This is a genomic window from Verrucomicrobiota bacterium, assembly GCA_039192515.1.
GTDB lineage: Bacteria > Verrucomicrobiota > Verrucomicrobiia > Methylacidiphilales > JBCCWR01 > JBCCWR01.
In genome coordinates this window covers 82180-104824 of sequence record JBCCXA010000010.1, presented here as the reverse complement: position 1 = coordinate 104824, position 22645 = coordinate 82180, and the positions used below count along the sequence as shown (strand labels likewise).

Below are 22645 nucleotides of genomic sequence, written 5' to 3'. Positions count from 1 at the left end.
TCTTCGTTTACTTCATGCCATATCACACATGCCTCAAGAAATCAGACTCTACTTTGCTACAAGAATTGCTCCATTACCCCAAAGTCATACCTCGAGTATCCAATATACTTAAAAATACCTTTTTTCAGTGCCGACTAATTATCTTCATGATCGATTATGCACTCTTAGTTCAGACCTGCTCTTTTTTCTCAATATACGTGTTGATTAAGCGAGTTGAAAATAGATGAAAAAGACTCAAAAAATACTATGGATAGATAAAGTGACGAAAAAATTGATTAGTGGAGTGTTCATTCTCTACGCATTATGCACGGTGCTAGAGGCGAAGACCTCGATGTGGAAAGTTGAGGGCAACGATGGCTACGTGACCTATTTGGGTGGAACTTGTCACGTGTTGAGAAAATCTGATTACCCGCTACCAGTCGAGTATGATCAAGCTTATGCTAGAGTTGAACATGTGATTTTAGAGGCGGATCTAGAACGCGCCAAAGATCCTGCAATGCAGAACATGTTGTTGACTAAAGGTATGTACATGGATGGCACCACCATTGACAAAATTCTAAACGAAGAAGCTTATCAAGCCTTAGAAGCATACTGTCAGTCCGCCAAAATCCCTATGGCTACTTTTAGCGTGATGAAAATTCCGCTCATTCTCTTAGCTATTAGTGATATAGAAATGCAGAAGCTTGGCATAAAGGAGTCTGGTGTGGATATGTACTTCCAAAATCAGGCTAAAAAGGATGGTAAAAAGTTAGAGGGGCTTGAGACAATTGAGGAGCAGATGGATTTCCTGATAAATATCGGGAAGGGTAATGAAAGCGAGATGGTTTTAGCTACTTTGCAAGATCTCAATGAAACGAGCTCAGTGATGGGAGACTTGTTAAAAGCTTGGAGGGCGGGAGATGATAAGAAGCTCGAAGAGCTTATTTCTAATAAAATGAAGAAGCGTTTTCCGAAGGTTTACGAGACTCTCCTGATCTCGCGGAACAAGAATTGGCAGCCTCGAATTGAGGAGCTTATCAAAACTCCTGAGCCGGAGCTTGTTCTTGTAGGTGCAGCTCATTTAGTCGGCCAGGACGGAATTCTTCATCAGCTGGAAAAGAATGGCTTCAAAGTGTCTCGGTTTGAAGCAACTCCTTAGGTCCCTAGCCCTTTATCATTCGGCATCAATACAAGGGCGAGCTGGCTATGAAGTTAGCGGAGTTGTCTGTGTTCTGTCTGAACCCTGGAACTTATTGCTTGGCTCCTGACTAAACAACCATAAGAACATCGGGAATTAAGATTTGCCTCGGGGCAGCCGATATCCCTAATTGGGTAAATTTTAGGCTTGGGAGGCTTGGTGTTCCATTCACGCGTGTATAGAGAGCAACGAACTAGCGGAGACGGGCTGGCAATGCCAGCGCTAGAGGTGGATGCAAGTATTGAGGCATTCAGAGGCGGAGATGTGCAAAAAGCAATAGAAACAGCCCGGAAGGTTTGTGAAGCTTATCCGGACCATGTCGATGGCTGGATGATGCTAGGTGTTTACCTGAAAGAGGCGAAAAGATGGCAGGAAGCAGAGGCCTGTTTGATGCAAAGCATGAGGTTGGAGCCGAGTAATCCTTCCGTGCACAATAACTTAGGGAATTTATTGAAGTTATTAGGGCGTCTGGATGAAGCAGAGAATCGTTATCGGCGTGCCTGCCGTTTAGCCCCAGAAGAGTTGGACTACCAACTCAATTTAGGCAGGCATTTGATGATTCAGGGCAAGGAAGATGAAGGCCTTGGGCTCTTGCAAGAAGCTAGCAGGCAACACAATCAGCGCTGGGAGTGTAAACATGCTTTAGGTATTGCCTATCTGCAATTTTTTGCGTTGGAGAAAGCGGAGGCATGTTTCCGACAAGTTCTAGAACTTAACCCAGCAAATGCTGAGGCTTATGCCAATCTAGGTAGTTCACTCGTTTGCCAGAACAGGCATCATGAGGCAAAGCAAGTTTTAGAACAGGCCATTGGTATCAATCCATTTTTACCACAGCCTTACTGGAATTTATCAATTATCTTTCTTCGAGAAGGGAACTATGAAAACGGCTGGGGGTTTCATGAGTGGCGTCGAAAATTGCCTGGTTATCTTGAGCGAGTCGATCCGCTCAAGGAGTGGAATGGTCGGGATTTAAAAGATAGAACGCTTTTGCTCAGAGCCGAGCAAGGACTGGGAGATACTTTACAATTTATTCGTTATCTGCCCTTAGCGAAAAAAAGAGTTGGTAAGCTCATTTTGGAGTGTCAAGCAGAGTTAGTTGATCTACTAGCAGACTTTTCTGGTGTCGATGAAATAGTGGAACGTGACGGCCAATGTATTGTCTATGATGAGGCTCTTCCTTTGCTCAGTTTGCCATGGGTATTGGGCTTAAAGAATGAATTTCGAGAAGAAGCTGTCCCATATTTAGGCTGCTATAATAAGAAGAATATAGCTGGTAAATTTCGGGTAGGACTCGCTTGGTCGGGTAGTAAACAACACGCCCAGGATAGCTTAAGGTCATGTCAGTTAGGAGAATTAGAGGAGCTTCGTGCGATTGAAGATATCGAATGGGTATGTCTGCAGAAGGATGGAGCCCAAGAATTAGAGTCTATGAATTGGCCTATGGAGGTTAGTTCCTTGGATAACTTCCAAATTACAAGGTCTGTCTTAGAAAATTTGGACCTGCTGATTACTGTAGACACCTCGGTAGCTCATTTGGCTGGAGCTATTGGAATGCCTGTCTGGAACTTAATTCAATACTCTCCGGATTGGAGATGGGGAATGAATGCCGATAAGACCTGCTGGTATCCAGGTATGAGACTATTCCGTCAGAAGGTTTTTAGAGACTGGTCGCAGACGATACACGAAGTAGCAAGTAGTTTAAAAAATGAGATTCAGCAGAGAGTGAGAGAATGAGTAGTAAATCAATGGTTAGCTCCAGCGGGGTTTCATGGGCTCACCTAGCTGCCAGAGGGCAAGAGTTACATTTAGAAGGGAGCCTCAAAGAGGCATTGAAGCATTTTAAAGATGCTTTGGAGATCAATCCACAGGTTGCGGAACTTTATTACTGTGTGGCGCAGGTGTTGATCGATTTAGCCTTATGGGAAGAAGCCGCGCATTTTTATCAAGAGGCGACTAGGCTGAAAGTGGACTGGGTTGATGCCTATCTTATGCTAGGGGTTTGCCAGGAACAGTTCGGTGAAACTAAAAAGGCAAAAGCAAACTATCATAAAGCTATCGAGTTAGATCCTCTGTCAGGGGCTGGTCATTTTAATATAGCCTGTTTATTTCATGCGGAAAAAGACTTTGATGGCGCATCCAATCATTATTTAAAAGCTTATCAGCTAAAAGAGCAGATTGGTCAATGTGCTTTAGCATTAGCCAAGATTGCGCATCTTCGTAAGAAGTACCTCGCTGCTGAAAAATGGTATCGCATTGCCAATGAATCGAAGTCCATGACAGATGGAGATTTGTCAAATTTCGGTGTTGTGCTTCAAGAGTTAGCCAAATATGAAGAGGCTCTTTCAGTGTGTGATGATATTCTAACAAGAGACCCCGAGCATCAAGAAGCCCTATACAACCGATCCTTTCCACTGTTGTTAAAAGGTGATTACAAGCAGGGGTGGAAAGCCTTCGAATATCGCAACACCATAGTCAAACGGTCTGAGCCTCTTTGGGAGGGTGATAACATTGAAAAGCAGAAGCTATTAGTTGCTTTTGAACAAGGTGCTGGTGATGTCATTCAGTGTGCACGCTTTTTCCCAGAAGTTAGAAAGCGCGTTGGCAAGCTCTTGGTAGAATGTCCGAAGTCGCTCCATCGCCTTATTCATACTATGGGGTTTGTGGACGAGTTACTCGATGTAGGAGAAGAGGTGCTTGAAGTGGACTTTCAAGTACCAGTTTTTTCATTGCCAAAAATTTTTGGCACACAACTAGAGAGCCTTGCTTCGGGAGAAGCTTATCTCAAATTAGACAAGAAAATTCAGGCGAAGAGTCATCCGTTTCGAGCAGGATTGGTTTGGGCTGGTGATCCCAATCACGGGCGTGATCTCTCAAGATCTTGCTCGATCTCTGAGTTAGCACCTTTATTTAAATTAAAGAATGTAGAATGGGTAAGCTTGCAAAAGGGTCAAAGAATGGAGGATTTGAAGAGTTTTCCCTTCATTGGTGATTGGGGCTCAGAATGTAAGGATTTTTATGATACTGCCGAGCGCCTTGAACAATTGGATCTAGTGATCACCGTCGATACCTCGGTTTTGCATCTGTGCGGGGCATTAGGCAAACCCGTGTGGGGGTTGATCCAATATGCGCCGGATTGGCGATGGCTATTAGCTAGAGAGGATAGTCCGTGGTATCCAAGTGTGAGGCTCTTCCGTCAAAATCATTTAGGTGATTGGAGAGGTTTGATCAAGCGTGTCAAGGCCGAATTAGAAATAAAAATAGAAAGCAAACAATGAATCGAGGAACCATATTTGTTATATCTGAGAAGCCGGGTAAAGAGATTAAGGACTGTCTTGAGCATATAGAGACAACTGTCGGCGAAGCAGTCGATATACGAGTGGTTTCAAATTATAAGGAAATCAATGATCAGATTTCGCAAATAGCAGTTGATCATTTTGCAGTGATGAGTGAAAGAATTGCCATTCATCAAAAGATGTGGCTCAAGGCCCTACGTTTAGTCTTAGAAGAGAATCGTGGAGTCGCTGCTGTTGGTGTGAAGACGGTAGATCTTCGAGGCCTCATCATTAGTTGTGGTCGGAATGTTGTTAGCTATTTAGGTATGCGTGAGATTTTTGCCAATATTGGTTATGGGGAAGCCGACGGTGCTCACTATGCATCACAGAGAGAAGTGGATAGTGTTTTTGGTTCCTTGCTTTTGATTAACAAAAAGGCCTTTCAAGAAGTGGGTGGGTTTGACAGAGGTTTCGAAAAACTTCAACGTAGTTGTAAATCGCAGCCGAACTTAGTGTTAGATGACTTTTGTTTATCAGCACGTGAGTTGGGTTATGAAATATGGGTCGAACCTGAGGTTCTGGTTAGCTCAGACATCGCTGATACATGGGAGGTTCTTAGTAAGCCGGAGCTTTGTAATCAACTAGACGACCGTGTTGTCAATATGTGGCAAAAAAAATGGCATTGGCATCCAGACTTTCCAGACCTAGAGCAGATTAGAAATACTTGGCCAACGGGAAAAGTTTGCTGGCGCATTGGTAAAAACTTGGAAGATGAATGGAAAGCAGATGAACCTTTAGTGGATATACTGATTGTGACACGAAATAACAAAGCGATGCTTGAGAGGACAATAGATTGTTTGGCTCAAACGGATTATCCAAATTTTAAAGTATTTATTCTCTTTAATGGTGCCGGGGACGATTCCCCTGAAATGCTGTGGGAAAAACGTAAGCAACTTCCATTTGAAGTAAATACTCTGACTACTAAGGTGAATATCGGTTTGCCTGCGGCCATGAATTGGTTAGTTGCGGAAACTTCTTCGCCCTTGGTAGCTCGGTTAGATGATGATATTCAAATGGGCTCGGATTGGCTAAAGCGCTTAGTCGAAGATCTTAGGCAGAACCGTTATGCTGGTGCTGTTGGGTGTAAGATTGTTTGTGAAGATGATGAGAGAAAATTGCTTTGGGCCGACTATCGTCTATGGCCTCGGCCTAACACACATCAACTAGAACCTGATGATGGGCAGTTTGAGCACCTTGTGCCAACGATTGCAAATATGGGTTGCTGTATGCTCTATCGCCGTAAGGCTTTGGAAAAGGCCGGGCCTATTGATATCGCTTTCAGCCCCATTTCTTGGGAGGATTTAGAGTACCAGTTGACCTTGCGAAGGGTAGGCTATGATGTTCTCTTTGATGGCAGAGTAAAAGTGAAGCACCCTTGGAAGGCATTTCGAGATTCATGTAAAAGCAGCCGTTGTAATGTTTTGGGGAATGGAACGAAGGTGCATATCAAGTGGGGACCGGGTATTTTTGAGGTGATCGATCGCGGGATAGATCTGCGGTTAGGCAGAGTCCCTGAATCACAGCCTGATAATGAGGTTGCCTAAATACTAAATCCTGATGTTCTTAGGGCTATGAAATTTTTAATTGTGGGGGCTGGCTTCTCCGGTGCGGTTCTCGCTCGTCAACTAGTAGACAATCTGGATTGTCATGTTTTGATCTTAGAGGAGCGTGACCATATCGCTGGTAACTGTCATACCAAGAGGGATGATAGCACGGGGATCATGCTACACCAATATGGTCCGCATATTTTTAATACAAGCCGCAAAGATGTTTGGGATTATGTGAATCAATACGCTGAGTTTGGGCCATATGTGAATCGGGTGAAGGCAGTTACCCATAAGGGTATTTACTCGTTACCTTTGAATTTACTAACCATCAATCAATTCTTTGGCAAGCGGTTTAGTCCTGATGAAGCAAAGACTTTTGTTGCTAGCTTAGGGGATGATTCGATTGGCGAGCCTCAGAACTTTGAAGAACAGGCTTTAAAATTCATTGGTAGAGATCTCTATGATGCATTTTTCTATGGATATACTAAAAAACAATGGGGCTGTGAACCGACTGAGCTTCCTGCTTCGGTGCTTAAGCGCTTGCCGGTGCGGTTTAATTATGATGACAACTACTATTCTACCAACTATCAAGGGATTCCTTTAGATGGATATACGGCTATCGTAGAACAAATACTCGATCATCAAAAAATAGAGGTCAAAACATCCTGCCGTTATGAGTCTGGTGTAGAAGCCGAATATGACCATCTATTTTACTCTGGACCGATTGATGCTTTCTTTGATCATCAGCTAGGTCGGTTGGGTTACCGCACAGTGACTTTTGAGCGTCTAGATGTTACTCATGGTGATTATCAGGGGAATGCCCTAATCAATTATTGTGAAGAGAAAGTAGCTCATACACGCAGCCGTGAAGACAAATGGTTTACACCTTGGGAAAAACACGAAGCAACAGTATGTTATAGAGAATATAGCCAAGAGACAGGATCCGATGATCTACCTTATTATCCAAAGCGTCTAGCAAAAGATAAGGATACTCTCCAACAATATGTAAAGCTTGCAGAGGAACAAAAAGGAGTTTCTTTCCTGGGCCGATTAGCCACTTACCGTTACCTCAATATGGATCAGGTGATCGGAGAAGCTATAGACTTTTCGCACCGCTGGATGAAAGCCTGGGCGAATAAGCAGGTCTCACCGCTTTTTTCTGTCAAGCCTTGATTCTATTTTTTCAATGCATGCCCTGGGCAAAATCTATCGTTGTGGTCGTGACTGGCTTAGGCTAGCTTCATTGCATGATGGATCCTCGCTATAATGAATTGGCCAATGTTTTAACTGGATTTTCAACGAACCTCAAACGTGGAGAAAAGGTTCTTATAGATGCTTACAACGTTCCGGAAGAAATGGTCGTTGCTCTTATTCGTGCTGCACGTAAAAAAGGTGCGCATCCATTTGCTCATATTCATCAAGCTCGTGTGACTCGTGAATTATTGTTAGCTGCTGATGAGGCTGCTGTTAAATCCAATGCTAGCATTGAGCTCCAGCGAATGAAGGGGATGGATGCTTATATTGCTTTGCGTGGTGCAGATAACATTTTTGAAAATTCGGATGTTCCCTCAGTTAAGATGAAAATGGTTGCAAAGATCATGAGGCCTGTTCTGAACTGGCGTGTAAATAAGACGAAATGGGTGGTCTTACGTTGGCCTACCTCCTCCATGGCTCAACAGGGCATGTCGAGCACAGAGGCCTTCGAGGATCTCTATTTTAAAGTCTGCACGCTCGACTATCGCCGCATGAAGCCAGGTATGGGGGCTCTAAAAAAACTTATGGAAAAGACAGATGAGGTTCATATTAAAGGACCAGGAACCGATCTACATTTTTCTATCAAGGGCATTGGTGCGGTCGAATGTGGCGGCGAGCGTAATATTCCCGATGGTGAAGTCTATAGCTGTCCGGTCAAAGATAGTGTTGAGGGATGCGTCACATTTAATGTGCCGAGCGTTTATCTAGGAACTTCCTTTGATGGCATTAGGCTGGAGTTTTCTCAAGGCAAAGTCGTCAAAGCAACGGCCAATAGTAATGAAAAGCGTCTCAATGAAATTTTGGATTCTGATCAAGGCTCTCGTTACATTGGCGAGTTTTCCTTGGGGTTTAATCCGCACATTTTGCATCCTATCAGGGATATCCTATTCGACGAAAAAATTGCGGGTTCTTTCCATTTCACTCCGGGTCAAGCATACGAAGATGCAGATAATGGGAATCGCTCCCAAGTCCACTGGGATATGGTTTGCATCCAGCGGAGAGACTATGGAGGTGGAGAAGTCTGGTTTGATAATAAACTAATTCGAAAAAATGGTCTCTTTTTGCCTAAGTCGCTGGAAAAGCTTAATCCCAAATACCTTCTCCAGAAGTAAAATAAAATTTTAGCACCTGGAAGGATAGAGCCACTTCAAAGTATGACCACTTTGAGCCTCCTACCTCCTAAGATATCAACCTTGTAAGGGCAATTGAGAAGGAGCATTCAGGGGTGCTCTGTTCTAAATATCCTCACTTTTTCCCATTTCGTTACAAGGTTATTTCAATATGAAAGTAAAACTCCAATGTGCCATCTATCATTGTAACGCGATGTCGTACCTGGAACATCGATTAGCTGCAACCCGTAGTCGAATCTTAAACTTAGATACTGTCCGATCGTATATCTAAAACCTGCGCCCACCGAAGAGATGGATTCACTCGGAGAGCCCCCGGCGATTGGTTCGAAAGGTGAAACATCAGCATAGTCCCAAAAAGCTAAAAACTGCAACTCATCTCTAGATTCTCTCTGGGTCCCTATGAGGTCGAATAGGCTGAAGCTTGGAGTTCTTAACTCATGTCTCATAAGCCAACCTTCGTCCGTATCGATTAGTTCACGTTCATCATATCCACGTACTGAATAATAACCGCCAACACCAAGCTGCTCACTTGGTAGAAGATTAGCATTAGAGACTTGTAAGGTGAAGTTATGAAAAGTGGTGAAATTCCATGGTAGGTTAAATAGGCGCTCTGCAGAAATTTTAACATAAGCATAGTCAGCATTGCTATCAATCGTATTTCGACTTGTTTGGAATGCGCGGTCATCATTAAGACTCGTCATCTTTCCGGGACTCAAAACTCCGGTGATGGTCAAGGAAGTAGCACCTATCCTATCTCCTAAGGACCCTCCATACTCAAAAATAAATTGTGATACATCATTAAGGGAGCCAATTTGAAAGAGTCCGACCACATCTGTTAAGTTATCAGATTGTTTAAATTCATAACCCAATACGAGTTCGTGACTGTAGTTATGAAAATCTGGAAGTGGAATCGTATAGCGAGTTCCTATTTGCCAACTGCTACCAACGATGCTTGAGCCGGTAACGTCAGCATTACTCTCTGCATAGCTTCCGTAAAAAAATAAATTGTGACTCCAAGGTAATGGGATGAGATAAGAACCGGAATGAGCAGCTAGCATTTCAAAGTCACTGCTACCAGTAAACTGATAACTCATCTGGTGGTCTTGCAAAAAAGCGTCTCCCCAGTTAAATCCAAAAAGCCAGCGTTCGTCACCTGTTAAATCACTTCCGGTGTCTTCCCAGCCACTGTAGAATCGAACTGGAAACCGATCCTCGGTCTGGAGGATGATATCAGTCGTATAATCTTCAGTACCAGGTGCGAATATCACCTCTACATTGCGAAAGGGGTTTTGGTTTATTCTTTGAAGGTCTTGATCAATTTTACTGATTAGAATTCCATCAGAACCTTTCAGGCTAAATAGTTCTCGTATTCTATTGCTAGAAAACCATTTATTGCCTTGAACATTAATTTCTCCAACTTTTGACTCAATAGCCACCATTTGAATGACCCCATTGGAAATATCCTGCTCTGGGGCAAATACATCTACGACCGGACGATTGTTTTCTCTGTAGTAAAGAATGGTCTCTTTGGCAATTTCGTATAAAAGCGAAAGCGATACTGGCTTCCCAAGGTAGCTCTGAATTTTATTTCGGAACGACTCGGTATCTAAAATAGAGACCTCTCTTGTAACTATTCCTTCGGCATCCATTGAATGAGTCGAGAGGCTTTGTTCATCATTCAAAAAGACAAGCGCTTTAAGGGCGTCGACAAGAATGGTGTCGTCTAGGTCTAAAGGTATTTCTTGCTGGGGAATTACGGGGAGATCACTAGTCGCATCTATTTCGCGTGGTTGAATGCGACCCTCATCCTGAGCATAGATTAAGCTGGCAAAGCACAGTGTGAGGATACCGCTATACAAATGTCTGAGTGCTGAATTTACCAAAGAAGTGGCCTATGTTGATTTATCTCGTAATTTTAGGAAGCGCATCTCCCTCTTAATAGGCCAAAGGTATCTATTACAGCTTAGTATTCAATAAATTATTGCACGTCAGCGGAAGAAACATAGATAAGATATTCTTCCTCCTCTCCTAGGGTTTCGGGGCCTTCTGCAACGATTGGTTGAAATAGAAAGTTATTCGTTCCACCTGCTTGTGTAGATACGTTTTCAAGCTGCTGTATAGTGAGGTTAGCAAAACTTTGATCTTGCAAAGGTTCTAAATCGTTATCAAAGTCGATAATAGGTGGTACGGCTATTTCATCGCCTGCTACTTGAGGCGGAAGAACTGGATTAATTCGTCCTATGTTCTGGCTAAATCCAGAAAAGACACCTCGATTTCTCACACCGATGGCACTGATCTCGACCCCATTGATAATGATTTTACTTCTGTCAATGCGATCAAAATCAAAGGTCACTTCTTGAAGAGGCTCGGGAACGGGGTTTGGATTTGCGTTAGCATATGTCGCAGAAAAATTATTGAGGGCATTGGGCGTTAACTCTGATTGGGTTCCGCCAAAAGTAAAAACAAAGTCTGATTCGCTAAGGCCAGCGCTAGCATCTGTGTTTCCGTCAAAAACTTTACTGAGTTCTGTGCCACCGAAGCTTAATCCGTCTGGGCGATCTCTGTAAATCAGGCCATCCCCGACTCCATTACTCCTATTAAAGGAGCGTCCAAATTGAATGAAATCGGGTGTTAAGCTACCAACAACATCATCTACTGGATTATCTGACCAGACTCTCCATGCCTCGTTAGCTTGAAGAGCGTTCGAGCCGGCGTTATTTATAAAGGTGTTGGCACCGATTCTGATGTCTCCGTTGCTGCTCATAACGCCATCAACTAAGGTAACTGTATTACTTAAGCTTCTAAGGGTAATATCACCATTAGATTGAACCCCAGATATACCTGCTATGCTTGTTACTCGAAAAGATTCTCTTTGCGAGAAAGTAAAAGTTTGGTTAATGCCCGTGATTGATGCAGCGATGCCTATGACATTATTGACTATTGAGCCGCTTGATATATCAGTGTTTCTGTTTGATGTGACGACGAGTTCCCTTGCTTGTAACCTGCCGTTAATATCGATTTCCCCTAGATTGCCTGAACCGGTCTCAATGGTGATTCGTCGTCCACTGTCATTGTCTGTGTTGTCAACCAATATAGATGACCTGCCATTAACGAAGATGGCGTCCGCGTTTAATGTGTTAGAAGTACCCGTAAGCATTATGTCACCGTTTTCGTTTTCAATAACTGAATTTCTACCAAGAAATACGCCCCGGTTGTTGCTACCTAAGCCGATGCCTCCAACACCGGTAATTTCAATATTTCCTGTGCTCCCCGCTGTAATTTTTGCCCTGTTGTTGATAAGAACGCCAACATTATCATCACCATTGCCACTGCCACCGATTCCGTTGATGAAGATATTTCCACTTCCAGAGGTTATGACTTCGGTATTATTGCCAACAATAAGAACTCCACGGCCATTTCCGTCTAAGCCATCTCCCCCTCCTTGACCTGTAATGGAAATATCCCCATTACTGCTTACTATCTTAGTTCCGTTGCGGAGCCTAACGCCATTGTCATTGGAAGTGGTTCCCCCGCTGCCAATGAGCATGATGTTTCCATCGATAGTCTGAAGCGTGGTGTTGTCGAGATCAATGCCCCTAAAATTACCCGTTACCCCAGTCTCATTGCTTATGAGGGTAATATCACCAGAAGTGCTTATGATTTGAGCTCCGCTTCTTATCTTAATTGAGCGGTGTGCGTTAACTCTTAAACTGGTATTGGCTGTCCAGTTGATAACTACATCTCCTGAGACAATAATATCGCCGTTGCCAGCCACTAAACTATCTGACTCAATGGTAAGGTTTGAAGATGCTAAAAACGTATTGATATCAAAATCAAATATAGTATTTGCTGATACAGGAGACCCAGCTACGGAGCCGCCTGCTACAGTGCTTTGTTCGATATTGATTCTAGTAGGGTCAATGAGAAATTCCCCCGCTAGTCCATTTACTGCTGTTACATCAACCGAGGAATACCAATGAGGAAAAATCCAGAAGTTTTTTCCAGAGGTCTCAACAAATCCTCCGTCGCCAGAAAAAGCTCCTCCGCGAGCGGAAAAGGTTCCGTATATTTGGGCGGTGTCATTTGCATAGACAATGATTTCACCTCCATTTCCATTTTCAAGGGCATCTGCTAAGATAGTAACGTTAGGCTGGATTGTTACTTGTTTTGCATTGGGCAGGGGTCCGTCCCCACGTTTGCTTCCACCAATATGGATGGTTCCGCCTCCATCTGTTCCAGTTGCATTTACTATTGCACCCTCAGTCATTTCGATTACACCCTCTTCTGCAATGATTTTAATTTCTCCACCAAAAGTTTTTGCGCCTTCTGGTCCCTCCGCCACGACAAGCTCTGCGCTAAGCTCACCACTTTGGAGTATTTTGCTATTTTCCCCTGCAGTTAAAAATATTTTTCCTCCGGCACTTTGGTAACCTGTAGCGCGAATTTTCCCACTGTTTTTAATGGCTAGCGCATACATGTTACCGCCAGCTGCAGCTAACTCGGCTTGAGCTGACGTAATCACACCTTCATTGATAACGCCTGTCTCTACGGGCCCTCCAGTATTATTCAACCTTACAAATAATCTTCTACCAGAATCGGCAGGGGTCTCGGTGAGAAGTATTTCTTCGCCTGAGGCTAACCCCACTGTGCCATCTGTAGCAGAGATTTCTCCTTTATTTACCACTTGCTTTGCAATGAGAAAAATGTCTCCACCATCTACAGAGATGTTGCCTAGGTTTTTGACCATGGCTTTACTATCACCCTTAAAGGTTATGTTACTACCGGCCCAGAAATCGTCATCAGTGACATCTAATGTTGATGCCACAAAGCCTTGAGTGTTTATAACCCCAGACTTGCCTACTAAAATTCCACTTGGGTTTATAAGATATATTTTTCCGGTTGCCTCTAATGTTCCAAATATCTCTGAAGGGGTATTATTAATTACACGGTTAAGAGCTGCAGAAGAGGCGCTTGGTTGGAGGAATTTTGTTAATTCTCCTCCTGCAATGGAGAATTCATTCCAGTTGATGATCGCACGATCTGTATTCTGAGTAATTGTAAGGGTAGAGCCGTTGCGTTCAAATGCCACGCTTCCACGGATGACATTTTCTCCTGATGGATTAGCGGCTGAATAAGGGACTAGCAAATGGTACAATGGTACTACAGCAAGTATGCCAAATCTTTTAAATCTATAAGTTAGATTGAAAGTGCTTTTTTTTCCTACAGTCATTCATCACAAATAAACACATAATCATAAAATGGGAAATTAAATCTTGTTAAGTCGGAATAATATTTGGCAGGGATGGAATCATTAACATAAATTCGCAAACCTCTCTGATAATAATAAAGTTACAACTTTTAAGATATTGCTTAAATAGTAATTTTTGTAATTAATTTTTGTTATCAAAATTAGAGTTGATCTAAATGAGTTTTCTGTAATTTGGAAAATAATTCCATACACATTAAAACTACTTGGGACTTGCTTGATTGGATGAAAGCAAGTGGACACCTTGGGGAGATATCGTTACGAACCTCTTTGTTCCATTGTTTGAAAAAGTTCAGGCAGTGACGACTATCTCAGAATGATGAAAACAAGGATTAGATAATTCCTGCCTTACAATTGGCCAAGGGTTGATCTAAGGGTTTGGATATTGCTTGCTTCGGGTCCAAGACAGTTTAATAGGTGCGTTTACATACAGCATACAGGCTGTTGAGAACCATTTCTTGTCTTCGATGAGAATGGAATGGTGTAATATTGTTGAGTTAAAGCAGTGTTCTTCAGGGCTTGGAAATACCTTAAGTTCTCATTTTAGTGTAGGTATTTCAACTTGCATGCTCTGATATAACTTTGATTGTGACTTATTAATTTTCTTATAGTTACGCCCAAGCTAACCGAAATAGTCAGATAATGATGACGGTGCCTGGTTTTCTGAAAAATTACACACAGGGGCTGGGCCTGAAATTGGCGATACCTTGTATAACCTTAATGATCCTGACCATTTCGCAGCTTTTTCTATGTTTTTCCACACTCTCGAAACAAAAGGATGATGGAATGTTGATCAATTTAGCAGGTCGCCAGCGGACGCTTACCCAAAAGATGAGCAAGGAGGTACTCATCTATTCTGCTGCTAAAGCGGAGAATGATGCTTCAACTCAGAAAATGGCTAAGCAACTGCGAAACACTATGGAAGTTTTTTCCACAACTCTTAATGCCTTGATCTATTCAGGAGACGTCCCCACTTCACTGAATCTGGGAAATACGAACTACAGAAAATGTGCTGCTGCGACTGGTGAAGTTTTAGAGCAGTTACTTGTAGTGGATGGCATGTGGAAGAGATTTAGTCAACATTTAGAGAACGTTCTTTCCTTACCTCTGCAGGAGACAAAAGGCGATTTAGATGCCATCCGCCAACAAAATGTCCCACTACTAAAAGAAATGAACAAGGCGGTCCAACTCAAACAAGGGAAATCTGAGACAAGAGTAAAACTAGTCAGTTGGTTTCAATATGGCGGTATATCTATTACTATCTTCTGTATTTTGTATCTAGCAGTTATTATTCAAGTAGCTATCAAGCACTTAAACCGAGATGTTCATTCTCTAAAATTTAGTTCATCTGTGATGAGAGTTATAGCGCATGATATTGAAGAGGCATGTGGGACTGTCACAGAGTACGCGGGAGCGCAAACCAGCAGTGTGGAAAATATAGGGGCGTCAGTAGATGAGGTAAGTAGTGTAGCAAATAGCAATAGCCAAAAAGTTAAAGATAGTAGAGAAGCCACTCGAGATTGTGCGCAAAATGCATCCCAAGGTGTTGAAGAAATTCATGCTCTAGAGGATTGTTTGAGCCAAGCCAATGGTGCTACAGACGATCTAACTGATTCTATGCAAAAGATTAAAGAGGCCAATAGCGGGGTCTCCAAGGTGATTAGCACCATTAATGAGATTGCTTTCCAGACCAATATCTTAGCACTCAATGCGGCAGTAGAAGCAGCGCGGGCGGGTGATGCGGGAGCTGGTTTTGCAGTGGTCGCCAATGAGGTTCGGTCTCTAGCACTACGTAGTGCGCAAGCTGCTGAGGAAACCAATAAACTCATAAATGGTTCTATTGATAAAAGTAAACAGGCTGTAGAGGCCTCTGACAAAGTGGTGGAAGTTTTAGATAAGATTAATGAGCAGTCAGAGAGGATTCGTGCTAACTTTGGCCGTATTGCAGAAAAGGTTGGAGGAGTGGATCAAGCATTTAATGAAATAACTACCTTTATAGAAGAGCAGAACCATAGTATTCAGGGTGTTCAAAGCTCAATTTCTGAAATCAGTCAACTTGCCCGAGATTCATCATCGCATGCTGATCACTTAGCTGCTTTTTCGAATTACCTATCTAATGAAGCCAATAACTTGAATAGCCTGATGATCGATGAGCTCAAGATGGTCTTTGGGAAAGAGGCTGGTAGATTGCAGGAGAAAGAGCAGAGGGAAATCCAAGCTATCCTTGAAAGGTTGAGCACCAGGGGTGCGCAACCATATTCCGATGACATGATGACTACAGCTCCACGGAATTCTAATCAAGAACCAGAAGAGAGCTTTTACTAGAGCTATCTTAAAAGTGTGCTAATGTCATGCTTTGAGTGTCATTAGCTCCTATTTATCGCAAGGCTTCTAGGGTGTGACAACTTAAGTTGATTCTACATTTGCTAGTAAGTATGTTGATAACCATTCATGAAAGATAGTCATTATAGAATTTTAGAAGCACAGAAGACGATAGAAACAATTATTTTGGGTAAATCAGAAGTCATTCGTCTTGGTTTATGCGCTATATTATCGCGGGGTCATGTTCTGATTGAGGATGTGCCTGGTGTAGGCAAGACGATGCTTGCCGTAGCGATTTCAAAAAGTCTGGGACTGGGAATGAATCGTATTCAATTTACGAGTGATTTGCTGCCAGGTGATATGACAGGAAACTCTATTTTCAATCAGGAGCAGCAGCAGTTTGATTTTTTTCGAGGGCCTTTATTTACTCAGGTTGTGATGGCTGATGAGGTTAATAGATCAAGTCCTAAGACCCAATCCGCACTTCTTGAGGCGATGGAGGAAGGGCAAGTTACTGTAGATGGTATGACTTATAAGCTGCCTCAACCATTTTTTGTCTTGGCGACGCAAAATCCAGGTTATCAGAGAGGCACCTTTCCTTTGCCTGAATCACAATTGGACCGTTTTATGATGAAGCTGTCTTTAGGGTATCCTAATAGGGCTGCTGAGAAGGAACTCATCCAAAGCCAAAGTAGATCTAGTTTGGTGAATGACTTAAGACCAGCGCTAAAGGGTGAAGCACTATTGGAGCTACAAAATGAAGTAGATGCTGTTCATGTTTCTGAGCCTATTGCGGATTATATTATTGATATACTTGAAAAAAGCCGCCAGCAAGATGCCGCGGGAATAGGGTTGTCCCCTCGGGCAGGTTTAGCCCTAAAAAAAGCTTCTCAAGCTTGGGCGTTTTTAGAAGCCAGAGGCATGGTGATTCCTGAGGATATTCAAAATATAGCACCGGCAGTTTTGGGGCATCGTCTAGGGGTTGGAGGCCAGATGGAACCGTTGGGAGAATATGCTTTGGTTGAGGATTTAGTTCAGGCTGTTCCTGTAAGATAAAAGGTATGTTCTATCGTGGTATAAAAGTGACGTTTACGCCACATGGAATATTTGTGGCTTTTATATCACTTTTCATGTTATTAGCGGCCATTAACTATTCTAACAATGCTGCCTACTTTATTTTTTTTCTTATTGTCAGCGTTAGTTTCGTTTCTGGACTCTATGGGTTTAGAAGTTTATGGGGACTAAAGGTTCATCTTGAGGGTAAAGCTTATGCTTTTGCGGGTTCAGAGTTACATGTCAAGCTTTCGCTTAGTAATGAAAATTCTGAGGAGAAGGAGTTTTTAGAGTGTCGGCTTGGAAATGTTCCTTTATCGCAGAAGAGTCGAATCATTGCCCCACTGGCGGCTCGCACGAGTCATATTCATGAGTTGGCTATTCCAGCTCCTGATCGTGGAGTGATACATTTTGAGTGTATCAAGATTCAGTCACATTATCCTCTTGGCTTTTTTTCTTTTGAAAAAGAATTTTCGATTGATTTGGAGTGTCTTATTTATCCAAAGTTGGAGAGTGCACTGCTTTGGCCGGCACCTTCAGTTGAGATGGAGGATAGTGATGATGAGTGGTCCCCTTCACCCGGGGATTCTTTTGCGGGCCATAGACCCTATACTCCGGGGGAATCCCAAAGGCATATAGATTGGAAAGCCTATTCTCGAGGTAAAGGATTACTGATAAAGGATTACCGGGGGGGTGCAGTATCAGAGATCTGCTTTGATTACAATGGCTTAAAGGCGCTGGATGTTGAAGCGAAACTCTCTCAATTAGCAAGTTGGGTTGTTCAAGCTCACGAGGATCATGTAGAGTTTACGGTTAATCTGTTGGATGAAAAATTTCCAGCCAGCCGAGGAGAATCACATTACCGCTCTATCATGAGAGCGTTAGCTTTATTCCCCAAGGTAACAGGAAAGGTGTGATGTTTGCTGCTAATACAATGAGTAATTCGAATTCCTTTCAGCTCTTTAAGTCGAACTTTATGGGCCAGTTTGGTCAGCCTAAGCTAGATCAGAGAACTACCTATTATGCTATCGCTTGTTATGTGGTTTCAATCCTCCCGCTGCTGAGTTACTTGCCTGTGTGGATGAGTGTGTTTCTCTTGGGAGCGGCAGTATATCGGAGATGTATGTTGCATTATAATGGATTGCAAGTTCCCAAGTTCTTTGCTGCTTTTGTATTTTTCATTTTTGTCGTAACGACTTTATTGAGTTACGGGGTTTTATGGGGTAAAGATGCGGGTGGGCTTCTTTTCTGCGGCCTATATGGTCTTAAACTCTTAGAGACTCATAATCGAAAAGATTATTATGTGCTTATTACGTTTTCTTATTTTTTATTAGCCCTTTCACTCTTGTTTTCCCAATCCATCATCATGTGTCTTTTTGTTTTAATTCAGTTTGGCTGGGTTACTTATTGCCTCCTAGAAGGTCATCGATCGTCTCGATCCTCGAAAGTGAAATCCATGAAACTGCTCTTTAAAATCATCTTGATGGCTATGCCTTTGGTGGTCTTTCTGTATCTGTTCTTTCCCCGTATACAAACTCCTTTGGCTATTACAGTGTTGGATGGTAAAAGCGGTTTTTCGGAAGAAGTCGCTCCTGGCTCTGTTACAAGAATGATTTCTGATCCACGACCGGCCTTTCGAGTGACTTTTCCTGATGGGCAAATACCTTCCCATTCTGAATTGTATTGGCGCGGAACAGTTCTCTGGCGAACGCTGGACGGAATGAAATGGGTTCGAGGCGAAGGCATAAGGCAGCACGAGCCGACCTTACAAGTCATCTCCGATGTCGATCATGAAGATCTCCGTAGTGATTTTGACCGTATTTATCGACAAGAAATTCTACTTTTACCGCACTACGAAGAGTGGTTAATGGCCTTAGATTTTCCGGTGGCTATTCCTTCGTACTCAAGAGGTTATGCAGGCCGTATCATAGCGTATCCCAACAAAGTTCGTAAAAAGATCCGTTATGAAGTGATTTCCTCCAGTGATTCGTCCTCGAAAGATGCTAGTGAAGCTTTTTTGGAAAAAGCATTAGAATTACCATACCGCTCGACGCTAAGTAATCGCGTGGTTCGATTGGTGCAGGATCTGCGTGCGTCTGCCAACGAGGAAGAAATTGTTCAAAATATTCTGGATTATTACGCGGATAATGAATTTCAATACACACTCAACCCAGCCGTGTTATCTGGAGATGCCCTAGATGCATTTTTATTTGAGGAACGTGAGGGTTATTGTGAGCATTACTCAGCATCCTTTGCGACTTTAGCAAGAGCTTGCGGACTGCCGGCTAGAATCGTTGTTGGTTACATGGGAGGACAATGGAATGACTATGGGCAGTTTATGATGGTGCGTCAACAAGATGCCCATGTCTGGAATGAAGTATGGTTAAAGGGTCGAGGTTGGGTACGTGTTGATCCTACATCTGTAGTTTCTCCAGAGCGTATTGAGTCCGGTATCAATAACTTAAGAGAGAGCATGGGTAGTGGTCTGATTTTTTCTGTGGGGGAGAATGAATTTGAGGTCTTTAAACCGGGATGGATGCCTGAGTGGTTGTCAAAACCGCTGGATGAAACATCAGCTCGCTGGGACCAAGCCAATGCCAAGTGGGATGATTTTTTGGGTTATGACGCAAGTAGACAGTTGTCTGTGGTGCAACGGCTTGGTTTTAGTCCCTCTAATGCCTTGATGGTATTGATTTTAGCCATGATTTTTGGATCGATTTTTCTATTGATGCTTATGAATTGGTCAATTTTTAGAAAGAAAAATAAGGATCCGGTTCTCCAAGAATACGAAGAGCTGGCGGCTTATCTTCGAAAGAACGATCTTTCGCCTCAAAAAGCAGAAGGTGCTTTTACTTATCTCAATCGTATAAAAGGAAACTTAGATGGATCTAAGCAATTATCTCTAGAACACTTTCGAGACCTTTACTTGATCCTTAGATATGGGGAGATTTCAGACCTAACTGCAATCTCACAGGCAGTAAAAGAACTCAAAAAGCTACGTAAGCAAGTCTGTAGCTAATATTTCAGGGGAAGATTATTTCCTTGCATGTTTAAAGGATAATTTATATGTTTAAGCATCAATTATTGTAATTAATAAATAACAAAAACTGCTAGTTTTCCGTCTCTATCATACAAATAGTGAAAACATCTAACCAATAAAAACCATCAGTATTACTACGTATTTACATCTATATGAAAAAAAAACTTATTCTCATCTTCATTCCATTCATTCTCTCGGTATTAGTCACAAGCAACTTATACTCAGAGGTTCACAAAACCTTCTATGTCAAACCATCTTCGTCAGGTGGTAAAGACTCCAAAAGCGGCCTGAGTTGGAGTCAAGCTACGACGATCAGTAGCGCAAAAAATAAGGTTAAGAATCTTGGCAACAACTGGAAAGGCGATGTCCATGTCATATTGGATGAGGGCTATTATTACTACGGCGCAGAGCTCAAATTTACGCCAGAGGACTCCGGTCAGAATGGATACAAAGTCATTTACCGAAATAAGCCGAATAAGATTCCGGTTTTAAGTGGAGGAAAAAAAATTACAGGTAATTGGAAAAGCTATAATGGCTGGCATCGGATTGCTAACAAGGCCAGCTTTAGAGAATTGGCGACCGGGAAAAATGAGGCAAATAAGCGAGCAATACTTGCTCGCAGTGAACCCGCTCTAAGTGATGCGGTGCGTATGTCCAAGGGAGTCTACCGGAATTTTATCCGTGTTTCCAAAAGCTCCATTATTAGCAAAGCGATTGAAGGGATTAGCTATGGTCATCCTGTAGAGATGTATCTCTATACGAAATGGACCACTCAACTAATGCGTGTAAAAAAGATAATTTCCCCATCATCAGGGTCGTTTGCTTATGTGAAGATGGTCTCTGAGGACGAATCAAAAATGCTCGACATGTCGGGCTTTTTTACTAACCAAATGTCCTATTATTTTCAAAATAGCATCACTTTCCTCGATGAACCGGGTGAGTTCTGGAAGGGATCAGATTATTTACACTACAAGATGCGTTCTGGTGAAAATGCTTCAAATTTGCAAGCTGCCTATCCAAAGGTCGAAACGCTGGTTAAAATTGATGGCACAAATAGCAACCACGTACGCAATATTGAGTTTCGAGGCATTGTTTTTGCGGACTCAGGGTGGAATCATGGTGGAGTTGTGATGGGACGGCAGGCGGGAACATATGACGGGAGAGTTACTCGCGATAAACAGCCAAGCCTCGTATATCTTGAGTATGCGGATAACATTGATTTTAACTTCTGTAAATTTACCCGGGTTGCCGCAACAGCAATTGAATTTTATATTGGATGCCAACAGTGTGATGTAGTAGGTAACTATTTTCATAAGACTGGAGGCAACGGAGTGGTGTTACATTCATCAGCTTTCAATCTAGATAGGCAATATATTGACGGGTATAATGATAGAATTCTTAATGTCCGCATTGCCCAAAATTATTTCCAAGACTGCGCTAAGATATACGAGGGCAGCGTTCCCATAGTAGGTGTTCAGGGCGTCGGTTGCATCATAGCAAATAATGAAGTGGAACATTGCCCATACTCGGGGATCTCATGGGGATGGGGCTGGCGAAGCTCTTTGTTTCATCCGCTGACTTGTCATAGCAATATTATTCAACATAATTATATTCGCTATGCCATGGAGAAACTAACTGATGGCGCAGGTATATATACACTTGGTCACCAAGGTTTTGATTGGGTTCCAGACAACATCGACGATCCCAGCATTGACGCTCTGCAAATCTTTGAGAATAGAATAAGGAATATTAACAAAAATTCTGGTATTTCGAATGTCGATTCTCCTGTTTCGGCAGTTTATTTTGATCAGGGGACAGAGAATGTCATCTACGAAAACAACGATCAGCAAGATAACAAATTAACTCCGGGTAGAGAGACCTTCTATCATAGCGATGGCAGCATGGAGCCAGATGAAGCCTACTATGATTGGGGAATTTTTACGGCTGATCCTGACACAAATGAAACGCGTATCTTGAGAAGAAGTGCAGGGATTCAAAGTCCTTACCGCGATGCAAAAAGATGGAACGGAATTCCTGCTATTAGCAGTATGAATGTCACCTTAAATCGCTGGATATCTGCGAGTCATATTGACGGTAGCCACGTCTACAATTACAGACCTATACGGGCAACAGATAATGATATAATGACTTATTGGTCATCTGGTAAAAATTTAGGGGGTGTGGCTCCTTGGTACTTGATTGAACTTAAACGCCCGACAAAAATTCGGAAAATTGAAATAGTTCCTCGGGAGATTGTTACGCCAGCTTCTACTCTGAGGAACTTTGAAATCCTCGTGTCACAAAACGGTAAAAATTGGGTCCTATTTGGCTCTCAAGGTAACAAGCCAAGCATTAAGTATGAAAAGAATGATAAGCGAGGAGGAGATAGAGAAGTGCGCACTTGGTCTAAAAGCTGGTCTAAAGCTACCAAATATTCTTACGTAAAGTTTCAAAAGACTGTGGTTGAAGAAATCAATTTCACAGAGTTCCGGGTTTTCAATTAGCATGACTGAAGGCTTTGATA

General features: G+C 42.6%; 13 protein-coding genes. 11 read left to right on the top strand and 2 right to left on the bottom strand.

The features are described 5' to 3' along the window. Window positions 1–223 precede the first annotated feature (223 nt). From AAGA18_06425 to AAGA18_06400, 6 genes are all read left to right on the top strand, one after another. The gene (locus AAGA18_06425) at window positions 224–1138 is read left to right on the top strand and encodes a TraB/GumN family protein (GenBank protein MEM9444971.1); all 915 of its coding nucleotides are present in this window, start codon (window positions 224–226) and stop codon (window positions 1136–1138) included. 198 nt (window positions 1139–1336) lie between these two features. Continuing rightward, window positions 1337–2911, top strand: coding sequence for a tetratricopeptide repeat protein (locus tag AAGA18_06420; GenBank protein MEM9444970.1), 1575 nt, complete (start codon window positions 1337–1339; stop codon window positions 2909–2911). Then, a complete protein-coding gene (locus AAGA18_06415) occupies window positions 2908–4452 on the top strand; it encodes a tetratricopeptide repeat-containing glycosyltransferase family protein (protein MEM9444969.1) in 1545 nt (514 codons plus the stop codon). Before AAGA18_06420 ends, AAGA18_06415 begins: the two co-directional genes overlap by 4 nt. Further along, a complete protein-coding gene (locus AAGA18_06410; protein ID MEM9444968.1) occupies window positions 4449–6053 on the top strand; it encodes a glycosyltransferase in 1605 nt (534 codons plus the stop codon). The genes AAGA18_06415 and AAGA18_06410 overlap by 4 nt, the downstream gene beginning before the upstream one ends. Before the next feature lie 27 nt (window positions 6054–6080). After that, window positions 6081–7229, top strand: a complete 1149-nt coding sequence (locus AAGA18_06405; protein MEM9444967.1) for a UDP-galactopyranose mutase — start codon at window positions 6081–6083, stop codon at window positions 7227–7229. A gap of 74 nt (window positions 7230–7303) precedes the next feature. Further along, complete coding sequence (locus AAGA18_06400) at window positions 7304–8422, top strand: aminopeptidase (GenBank protein ID MEM9444966.1); 1119 nt, start codon at window positions 7304–7306, stop codon at window positions 8420–8422. Between the two features lie 164 nt (window positions 8423–8586). Here the strand turns inward: AAGA18_06400 and AAGA18_06395 are convergent, their stop codons facing one another. Next, window positions 8587–10323, bottom strand: coding sequence for a ShlB/FhaC/HecB family hemolysin secretion/activation protein (locus tag AAGA18_06395; protein ID MEM9444965.1), 1737 nt, complete (start codon window positions 10321–10323; stop codon window positions 8587–8589). Window positions 10324–10418: 95 nt separating this feature from the next. Continuing rightward, window positions 10419–13586 carry a filamentous hemagglutinin N-terminal domain-containing protein gene (locus AAGA18_06390; GenBank protein MEM9444964.1) on the bottom strand — a complete coding sequence of 1056 codons (3168 nt, stop codon included), beginning with the start codon at window positions 13584–13586 and terminating at the stop codon, window positions 10419–10421. Between the two features lie 762 nt (window positions 13587–14348). Between AAGA18_06390 and AAGA18_06385 the strand changes: the two genes are divergently transcribed. The 5 genes from AAGA18_06385 (at window position 14349) to AAGA18_06365 (ending at window position 22625) form a co-directional block, all read left to right on the top strand. Next, window positions 14349–16031 carry a methyl-accepting chemotaxis protein gene (locus AAGA18_06385; protein ID MEM9444963.1) on the top strand — a complete coding sequence of 561 codons (1683 nt, stop codon included), beginning with the start codon at window positions 14349–14351 and terminating at the stop codon, window positions 16029–16031. Between the two features lie 126 nt (window positions 16032–16157). Continuing rightward, complete coding sequence (locus tag AAGA18_06380) at window positions 16158–17084, top strand: MoxR family ATPase (protein ID MEM9444962.1); 927 nt, start codon at window positions 16158–16160, stop codon at window positions 17082–17084. Between the two features lie 5 nt (window positions 17085–17089). Beyond that, the gene (locus tag AAGA18_06375; GenBank protein ID MEM9444961.1) at window positions 17090–17998 is read left to right on the top strand and encodes a DUF58 domain-containing protein; all 909 of its coding nucleotides are present in this window, start codon (window positions 17090–17092) and stop codon (window positions 17996–17998) included. A gap of 17 nt (window positions 17999–18015) precedes the next feature. Beyond that, on the top strand, window positions 18016–20100 hold the full coding sequence (locus AAGA18_06370; GenBank protein ID MEM9444960.1) for a DUF3488 and transglutaminase-like domain-containing protein: 2085 nt from the start codon (window positions 18016–18018) through the stop codon (window positions 20098–20100). A gap of 173 nt (window positions 20101–20273) precedes the next feature. After that, complete coding sequence (locus tag AAGA18_06365) at window positions 20274–22625, top strand: discoidin domain-containing protein (GenBank protein ID MEM9444959.1); 2352 nt, start codon at window positions 20274–20276, stop codon at window positions 22623–22625. Window positions 22626–22645 lie beyond the last annotated feature (20 nt).

What these genes read in the sequence shown, in the direction of transcription:
- AAGA18_06425 (MEM9444971.1), top strand. Translation starts at nt 224, where the DNA reads ATGAAAAAGACTCAAAAAATACTATGGATAGATAAAGTGACGAAAAAA.
- AAGA18_06415 (MEM9444969.1), top strand. Translation starts at nt 2,908, where the DNA reads ATGAGTAGTAAATCAATGGTTAGCTCCAGCGGGGTTTCATGGGCTCAC.
- AAGA18_06410 (MEM9444968.1), top strand. Translation starts at nt 4,449, where the DNA reads ATGAATCGAGGAACCATATTTGTTATATCTGAGAAGCCGGGTAAAGAG.
- AAGA18_06405 (MEM9444967.1), top strand. Translation starts at nt 6,081, where the DNA reads ATGAAATTTTTAATTGTGGGGGCTGGCTTCTCCGGTGCGGTTCTCGCT.
- AAGA18_06400 (MEM9444966.1), top strand. Translation starts at nt 7,304, where the DNA reads ATGATGGATCCTCGCTATAATGAATTGGCCAATGTTTTAACTGGATTT.
- AAGA18_06385 (MEM9444963.1), top strand. Translation starts at nt 14,349, where the DNA reads ATGATGACGGTGCCTGGTTTTCTGAAAAATTACACACAGGGGCTGGGC.
- AAGA18_06380 (MEM9444962.1), top strand. Translation starts at nt 16,158, where the DNA reads ATGAAAGATAGTCATTATAGAATTTTAGAAGCACAGAAGACGATAGAA.
- AAGA18_06375 (MEM9444961.1), top strand. Translation starts at nt 17,090, where the DNA reads ATGTTCTATCGTGGTATAAAAGTGACGTTTACGCCACATGGAATATTT.
- AAGA18_06370 (MEM9444960.1), top strand. Translation starts at nt 18,016, where the DNA reads ATGAGTAATTCGAATTCCTTTCAGCTCTTTAAGTCGAACTTTATGGGC.
- AAGA18_06365 (MEM9444959.1), top strand. Translation starts at nt 20,274, where the DNA reads ATGAAAAAAAAACTTATTCTCATCTTCATTCCATTCATTCTCTCGGTA.